This is a genomic window from Acinetobacter sp. YH12070, from assembly GCF_013419625.1.
Taxonomy (GTDB): Bacteria; Pseudomonadota; Gammaproteobacteria; order Pseudomonadales; family Moraxellaceae; genus Acinetobacter; species Acinetobacter amyesii.
This window is the reverse complement of record NZ_VOZT01000043.1, coordinates 22,695-30,594: the sequence shown is the minus strand read 5'-3', so window position 1 is coordinate 30,594 and position 7,900 is coordinate 22,695. Positions and strand designations below refer to the sequence as shown.

General features: G+C 42.8%; 7 protein-coding genes. 1 reads left to right on the top strand and 6 read right to left on the bottom strand.

Annotation, left to right across the window (positions count from 1 at the left end):
- Positions 1-92: 92 nt before the first annotated feature.
- The 6 genes from FTU17_RS12685 to FTU17_RS12660 all read right to left on the bottom strand — a co-directional run bounded on the left by FTU17_RS12685 (position 93) and on the right by FTU17_RS12660 (position 6,888).
- Positions 93-503: an ABC transporter permease gene (locus FTU17_RS12685; RefSeq protein WP_180135619.1), complete on the bottom strand. Its 411-nt coding sequence runs from the start codon at positions 501-503 to the stop codon at positions 93-95.
- A complete protein-coding gene (locus FTU17_RS12680; RefSeq protein WP_180010791.1) occupies positions 500-1,348 on the bottom strand; it encodes an ABC transporter permease in 849 nt (282 codons plus the stop codon). The genes FTU17_RS12685 and FTU17_RS12680 overlap by 4 nt, the downstream gene beginning before the upstream one ends.
- Positions 1,345-2,598 (bottom strand): MFS transporter, encoded by a 1,254-nt coding sequence (locus FTU17_RS12675; protein WP_180039784.1) that lies wholly within the window; start codon positions 2,596-2,598, stop codon positions 1,345-1,347. Before FTU17_RS12675 ends, FTU17_RS12680 begins: the two co-directional genes overlap by 4 nt.
- A 9-nt stretch (positions 2,599-2,607) precedes the next feature.
- Positions 2,608-3,663, bottom strand: a complete 1,056-nt coding sequence (locus FTU17_RS12670) for an ABC transporter substrate-binding protein (RefSeq protein ID WP_180135618.1) — start codon at positions 3,661-3,663, stop codon at positions 2,608-2,610.
- Between the two features lie 33 nt (positions 3,664-3,696).
- Complete coding sequence (locus FTU17_RS12665) at positions 3,697-5,178, bottom strand: carbohydrate porin (RefSeq protein WP_180135617.1); 1,482 nt, start codon at positions 5,176-5,178, stop codon at positions 3,697-3,699.
- An 879-nt stretch (positions 5,179-6,057) separates the two neighbouring features.
- Positions 6,058-6,888 carry an SDR family oxidoreductase gene (locus FTU17_RS12660; RefSeq protein ID WP_078194047.1) on the bottom strand — a complete coding sequence of 277 codons (831 nt, stop codon included), beginning with the start codon at positions 6,886-6,888 and terminating at the stop codon, positions 6,058-6,060.
- A 224-nt stretch (positions 6,889-7,112) separates the two neighbouring features.
- Between FTU17_RS12660 and FTU17_RS12655 the strand changes: the two genes are divergently transcribed.
- Positions 7,113-7,796, top strand: a complete 684-nt coding sequence (locus FTU17_RS12655; protein ID WP_180010802.1) for a TetR/AcrR family transcriptional regulator — start codon at positions 7,113-7,115, stop codon at positions 7,794-7,796.
- Positions 7,797-7,900: the final 104 nt, after the last annotated feature.

Here is a 7,900-nt window from a genome sequence, read left to right as displayed (position 1 = left end):
CATACTGGCAGGGCTTTCAATACTATTGAACACTCTTCAGTTGTTGTCAGAGTATTCGTCTGATGAGCTGAATGCGATTGCTCAGATCGCATTCAATTTATAAAAAATGTGTAGATACCTATGCCTAAAAAGGTCGAAATTAGTGGCAACCATGCAAACAGCGAAATTTGACGCAATACATGAAAGCTCGGTGCAAATAACCAATTCGAAAGGCGTGAACTCGCGATTAAGATGCCAAATAACACACCCGCTATCGCACCTATGCCATAGCCGATAAAATTTCGCGCCAAACTTTCGCCAAAGCCTGTCAAAAAGCTCGGTTGTTGGAGCACGGTTACTGCTTTTTGCAGCACGAGCCATGGACTAGGAATCAACTTTGGATCAACCCAATTTTGCTGTGAGGCTCCTGCCCACAGTGCGATAAATGCCACAGGTAGAACGAGTGCTTTTGCTGCTTTAACTAAGACTTGGCGCGCTGCCCCGTGTAATGAAAGAATGCTCATGAGTTCCCTCCTACTCGGGTTGCGTGAAAGCGCGCAGTTTTTTCTAACCAAGCCAGCAAGGTATCTAAGACATAGCCCGTAATACCAATCAGAATGATCGCCATGAAGATCAAGTCCATCTGCATTAGCTGACGTCCCCACACCATGAGATAACCAATTCCTTCACTACTTGCTAATAACTCGACAAAAACCAATGCCAACCACGCCTGCATAATGCCTTGACGTAAACCACTGATCACACTGGGTAGTGCAGCTGGGAAAATCACTTCTTTGAGTTTCTGCCAATTGCTGTATTGGTAAACCTCTGCCACTTCCATCAAACTATTCGGCACATGAGTAATACCTTTATAAGTTGCAATCAGCAGCGGTGGTAATACCGCTAAAGAAATCGCTGCAATTTTTAAAGCTTCATCTATACCCAAGAAAATCATCAATAATGGAATCCAGCCAACTATGGGAAATTGCGCAACAAGATTCACCGTCGGAAAAATAAAGTCCCGACTACGTTTTGCCAATCCCAACACTGTGCCAAGCAAAATCCCGACACTGGCGCCAAGCAAGACACTCCATAAAATACGTTTGGCACTAATGGCAAAATGAAAACTCAATTCACCGCTTTGCCATAATTCGACTGTGCTTTGCCACACCAGACTCGGTGCAGGTAAAATCTGCTCAGGCAACCACTGTTTAAGTGTTGCCACATACCATAGACCGAACAACAAAACTGGCATCAGGAGTCCACACGCCACTTGCAAAGTTAGTTTTAAATAGGTCTTAAAAAAATCCAACGCACTTCGGTCACTTTGCAAGGGAACCGAATGTGCAGATACATCCGTAAGGCTCATAATTCTTGTCCTTTTACGCTCTGCTCTGAGACATCAGGTTTTAAAAATTGAATAAATTCCTGATCTTTGCTGATCAAAATAATCAGACCAATAAACACCAGCCCGATCGGTAAAAATAAATTTTGTAGTCCAACCTGTGCGCCAAATACGGCGCCTATCAGGCCACCCAACAGTCCACCCGAAGGTCCGACGAGGGCTAAAATTGGAGAAATCTTAGCCATCGCGGTTTGCTCACCGACTCGGGCGAAAGACATAAAATTGGCGATATGCAACATACCGAGTCCAAGTCCAAACATGACCGAAGCAGGCCACATCAACAGCGTGATTTTGGTTAAGGCTAAAATCAGTAATGCCGTTGCCATCAGGCTTAGGCCAATCAAATAAAACTTTTGATAACCCATCAGCTCAGCCAAACCGCCCATGCTAAATAGCGATCCCACAAAGACGATGCCTTGTACGGTCAGCAGCATCACCGCCATTGGCTCCGAAAGTGCAAAACTTTGGATAGCAATCACCACAATGAAAAAGCCAAAGTAGTTATTTGCCACGCTGCTCAAAAATTCCAATATGCAAACAATCCGCAGCGAGGCATGGGTTTTGATGAGTGCCAAAGGCGCCACAATATCTCGCCATTGAAAATGCGGGCGATTCGTCGCTTGCGGAGTACTACGTTGAAAGCACCACGGAGCCAACAGCAAGGTGCCTAAAAAAAGCAAAGACACCACATAAAAACTTCCGCCATAGCCGAAATGCTCGACCAACAACACGCTCAATGCAGGCGCAATCAGGAAATATCCCATCATGTGCGAACCGCGAAACCAACCCGCACGGACTGGACCTAAACGTTTTAAGTTGCTCAAAAAAACGGTATTGATCGAAACAAAGCGCATGGGTAAGACAAAACTTACTAAGGCTGTGACTGCAAAGAGATACCATGCACCAGCTTTGAGTGGCGTTAAGCTATAGACCACAGCGCCCAACACACTGCCGATGCAGAATATTTTCAAAGACCCAAAGCGCTGTACCAACACGCCAATCGGCAATGCCATGATCAAAATGCCAAAATTTTGCGCTGCAGAAATTAGCCCCAATTGCAATTCGGTGGCTTCTAAATGCACGGCATACAAGGAAATTAATACCCGTGCTACACCCACACCCAGTCCAGCCAAAATCGTAAGCAGCACAAAACTGCTCATAAATTTGGTGGTTAATGGACTGGCAATTACATTGCTTTCAATCGGACGACTCATGGCTGCGACTTACTTCGGTTGACCTTGAGCATTAAATTGGCGCCAGTAACCCTCTAACTTCAGCTCTTTCAAGGCATTATTCAGATACTTCGGCTCATACCATGATTTGGTATCTACATCACGACGGATTAAGCGAGCGTCTTTGGCAATTTTTAAAGCACTGTCAATTTGTGAACGATGGAACTCGTCTAGTAGCGGTGTAGTACGGTCCTTTAAATTCCAGCCATCCCACGTTTTTTGATAATCCACCAACGGAATGCCACTTTGTGCCCAAAGTTTATATTGCGCACTACGATTAGCTTCTTGAGAACTCCACTGCGCTTGTTTAATCAGCGTCGTCACGACACGTTGCACCACTTCTGGATATTGTTTTTCAAAACTTTCTGTCACCCAAAAGTGCGCAATCGGTGCAACTTTGGGATCTTTAATTTCTAGTAATGTTTTCGCCACACCACGCGCTTGCAAACTAAACGGTGAAGTAATCGTGGCATCAATATCACCTGTCGCTAACGCAGTACGCGCCGAATAGGCATCTTGCGAAATCACTCGTAAATCGCGCTCAGTTAAATTGTATTTTGCTAATACACGGTTAAAGACGATCTGACCATTGGTGCCTTTAAAGACGGAGAATTTTTTGCCTTTTAGATCTGCAAAGGATTTAGCATTTGATCCGGCAGGCACCACCACATAGGTAGGACCAAAACGCCCTGTCGAGAACAACACTTTGGTTTTTAATCCCGTTGAACGTCCAACCAATGAGGGCAAATCGCCATGCAATGCAAAGTCCACTTTGCCATTGGCTAAAGCTTCGTTGGTTGCAGGGCCTGCTCCTGGGAAAAAGAGCCAATTCACCTTAATGCCATCTTTTTTAAATTCTTGTTCGAGCACACCTCGTAAATGTGCTGTAGCTACAAAACTACCGCCCACTTTGGGTTTACCCCCCTCACCCGCAGCTGATACTGAAATGCGAATTTCTTTGGGATTGGCAGCATGCAATTGAACGCTTAAACCAAGTGCTGAAAGTGCCAAGAATGTGGCTGCGATTTTTTTAGAGATAATTTTCATTTTAAATGTTCCTTAATGGTTTAAATATTTGAATTAAAAGGTGTACTGAACCTGAGCTTGCAGCTCATTGGTGTCTTTTTGATTTGCCGTTTCGACATCAAACAGATAGTGATTCAGCTGTAATTGGAATTTTGTGGTTTGCGCAAAAAATAGGTTTAAACCCAAAGAGTGAATGTCATATTCACCAATACGACCGCTCGCGGTATCGAGATAGCTTGCGTTGTTTTTATTCGGGTTATAGCGGTCAAAACGGTAATAACCTTGGACTGACTTCGGCCAGAAATCATCAAATTTGGCGTTGGATTTAATACTGTTGTAGAACTGATCACCCAAGGTGTAGAAAGCGGTAAAAGTATGCCCTTCCGCTTTGGCTTCTTTGATGTCTTGGGCTACGGTATCAACATAATCGGTCTTGCCTTGCAGATATTCATAGGTCACACCAAATGGGGCATGGTTATAATAAATATCGAAACCCAAACGATCGCGTTTTGCAGCATTATCAGTGATTCCGCCGGCTGAAATTTTCGATTCGCCTTTGATATAAGAGGCCCCAAACTTCAACTCACGAAAAATGCTGGCGTAGTCCACTGGCAAGGTAAAAGCCACACGACCGATATAATCTTTGCCGTTGTTGTCATCTGCCTTATTGCTGGCGTTCCCATTGGTCACCCCTAAAGCATACTCAAATAGCGGCGCACGGTAGTTCGAAGCAAAGTCGACAAAAGGTTGGGCATCACCACGGACAATGAATCCATTTTGACGATTAAACAGTCCTAAAAAGGTCGAAGCTGCAGCGGTACTAATGGTTGGACGCAAATCTTCAGGAGACTGCACATCTAGACCAAAGGGCAATAACTGCTGACCGAGCGTAAAGTTCAGTTTGGCAGTTTCAGGGCCAGCATTGGTGGCAAAAGCGTTATAGCGAACAAAGGCATCTAGTAAGTTAAAGTTACTGTTATTGGTGCCATCATTGCGTTTGCCATAACCAAAGGACAATTGATAATCGAGGTTTTTGCCTTCGTTATAATCACGGAATAAATTCCCGCGCACACCAATCAGCGCAGTCCCAATATCAAATGTCGATTTGGTTGCACCCAACGGACCCGTTTCATCGAGCGCACTGGCACGTAGTTGAACTGTGCCATACAGGGTTGTATCACGAGTCGATTTTGTAGTTTGACGTTCATATTGACGTGACTGATCGTACTTATAGTTTTCAATATCTGCACGTAAGCCGTCGATATCTTCGGATGTTGCTGTGGTCACTTCTGCAACCTGCGTTTCACCTTCAACATCAGCGGCGTTGCTCGTATCGTCTGTCGTCACCGCGGCCGTTTCTACGACTTTACTTTTCGTCGTCCCAGATTCCACTGCATTTAAGCGTTTTTGCAAACTCTCAATTTGTTGTTTTAAGCTGCTCAGTTCTTGCTGAAGTGCTTCATCCGATGCAAAACTCAGCGGACTGGTTGCGGATAAAATCAGTCCGACCGCAACGGTTAATGTGGTTTTTTTCATGATTTGGTTTCACTAACATTTTTCCCAAAGCGCAAAATCCCCCAACCCCATGCAAGGTGCATGAAGTGAATGTACTGCGTGGGTTTTTAAAAATTAATCTGAGTGGTCGTAGGTTTTATTCAACTTATGCACGACCGAAACTCGAAGACAGCTTTTAGAATTTAAGCGCGCATCATCGCGAGTGTCATAGCACAACAACATGCCTGTTGTAGGACACGAAAAGCAGAAAGATATCGATGCGTAAAAGTACTCATAAATGTTCCATACAGTGGTGAGTTTTGTTCACTCTAATATGGCAACAACTGTGCCAACATTTTAAGTATTTATTTTTTAAAGTTTTATTATTTAAATCTGATAAATTCTGTTGGTTTTAACGCCAAAAAACTGTTGGTTATTCAACAGTTGCTTATTTCAAATCATCAGTTATTTCCATTTTTATATCTCATTTTATGAAATAAGAAATACGCTTTGGGCTTTTAATAACTGATGTTACGCCTGTAAAAGTAATTTCGGATTTTTAAAATGATTTTTAAATCTATTCGATGGAGTCTTACATCTAGGGATTGAATAACGGGATTAGCCTTCGGCTGGAGGTACTCTTACGAAACGTTGTTTCTCATTCGACAAAATGAGAAGCGTGCTTCGCAAGGAAACCATCTTGCGGTGCAATACACCTCACCGACAAAACTCGTTTAATACCATCAAATGATTCAAAGGATCGCAAAAACATTTTTGATTAAAAGTCGTCTTGTCTCAAACAATTGCGGATGACACTACCGCGTATCGTTCTTTTATTTGGATCAAATTGCGCTTCTGATATTACTAGAGCATAAAAAAACCCACTGACGTGGGCTCTTTTCAATTGATTTTAATTACCGCTTATTGACCAAATTTAGTCGCCATGGCAGTTAATTTTTGATAACCCGTCGGAAGCAAACGTTGAATTAAATCAATCGCTTTTGCATCATTACCAATCAATAAACGACGCTTATCTTTTTGTACTGCTTCAATGATTTGACGAGCCGCTTCTTCAGGTGGACAGCGCAAGAATTTATTAAAGGACTGTGCCGATTTTTGCGGGTTCATGCCTAAACTTTTCAGGCTATCATTCATTTTTGCGGCATTGGCAATATTGGTACGAATCCCGCCCGGATGTACACATAGCGCACTCACGCCACAGTTTTCAATATCCAATTCTTGGCGTAAAGATTCGGTAAAGCCACGTACTGCAAATTTAGTGGCATTATATGCCGACTGTGTTGGCTGTGCCGTTAAGCCAAACAAGCTGGAAATATTGATGATATGACCTTCACCACTTTGCTTAATATACGGTAAAAACTCCTTGGTGCCATAAACCACACCCCAGAAGTTAATATTAACAATCCACTCCAGCTCTTCGTAGCTTGCCCCTTCAACGGTCGTGCCCAATGCCACACCCGCATTGTTAAAAATCATATTCACCGAACCATGATCTTTAACGGTCTGTGCTGCCCATGCTTTCATTGCCGCAAGGTCTGACACATCGAGTTTTTGCGTGGTTACACGTACATTGCTAGCTTTCACCAATTCAACGGTTGCCGCTAGCCCCTGTTCATTCACATCGCTTAAAGACAGATGGCAGCCTTGTTTAGCCAAAAGCACAGCCAATTGCTGACCAATACCTGAACCTGCACCTGTAATGGCAGCCACTTTATTTTTGAAGTTTTTCATTGTGATTCCTTATTCCTTTATGCTGCCGCTTGGCTTTATCACAGCGTGATCTCATTTGCCAATGTGTGCAGTTCGTCGACTTAATATAGTTTTGACAATACATATTGTCAATGTCATCTTAGGACGTGCTAAGCTGTTGAAATCGCCAATGCTTAAACATAGGTTTAAACTGAAATTATTGCTAAAATAAGACAAAATTCTGCTTTAGTTCAGCGTATATTTTCATGACAGATGCAACAAATCACACAGAACAACAACAGGCAAAAAATGTGAAGGAACGTCAATTTAAAGGGCTTTCTCTCAGTGAACGTAAGCAAGCGCGACGTGAAAAACTGATTGAAGCCGGTATAGAAGCCTATGGTACACATGGCTTTTTTTCCGTGACCGTGAAAGATATTTGTTTGGAAGCCAAGCTGACCGAACGCTATTTTTACGAATCATTTAAGAAAAGTGAGCAACTGTTCCAGACCATCTTTTTAAAATTAATCGATGAACTGCAACAAAACGTGATGCAAGCCATCATGCAAGCATCAACCGATTCTAAAAAAATGATTGAAGCAGGTTTAACCGCCCTATTGTTAACCTTAAAAAATAATCCTCGCATGGCGCGCATCATTTATATCGATGCCATGTTGGTACAAGAGCTACATAACCAAGCCACGATTCATGAAACCATGATGCGCTTTGACCGTATGATTCATGCCTTTGTCATGCTCATGATGCCAAATATTGATCGTTCAGAACGCGAAATTTCAATGGTCGCAACAGGTCTCAATGGTTATGTCACCCAAATCGCGATTCGCTGGGTCATGAGTGGTTATAAACAGCCGATTGATGAAGTTTTATCGTCATGTAGCGTGGTCTTTTTGGCCTTGTTGGATGCTTTTTATGAAAAACCCAGGAAATAAATTTTGTCCTCAACATTGATCTTTACAATTTTTTGAATGATTTTTTTGTGACAACAGCATGATGCAAAGCCCATGTTGTTGAATATTTCAGGATTTAAATTGTC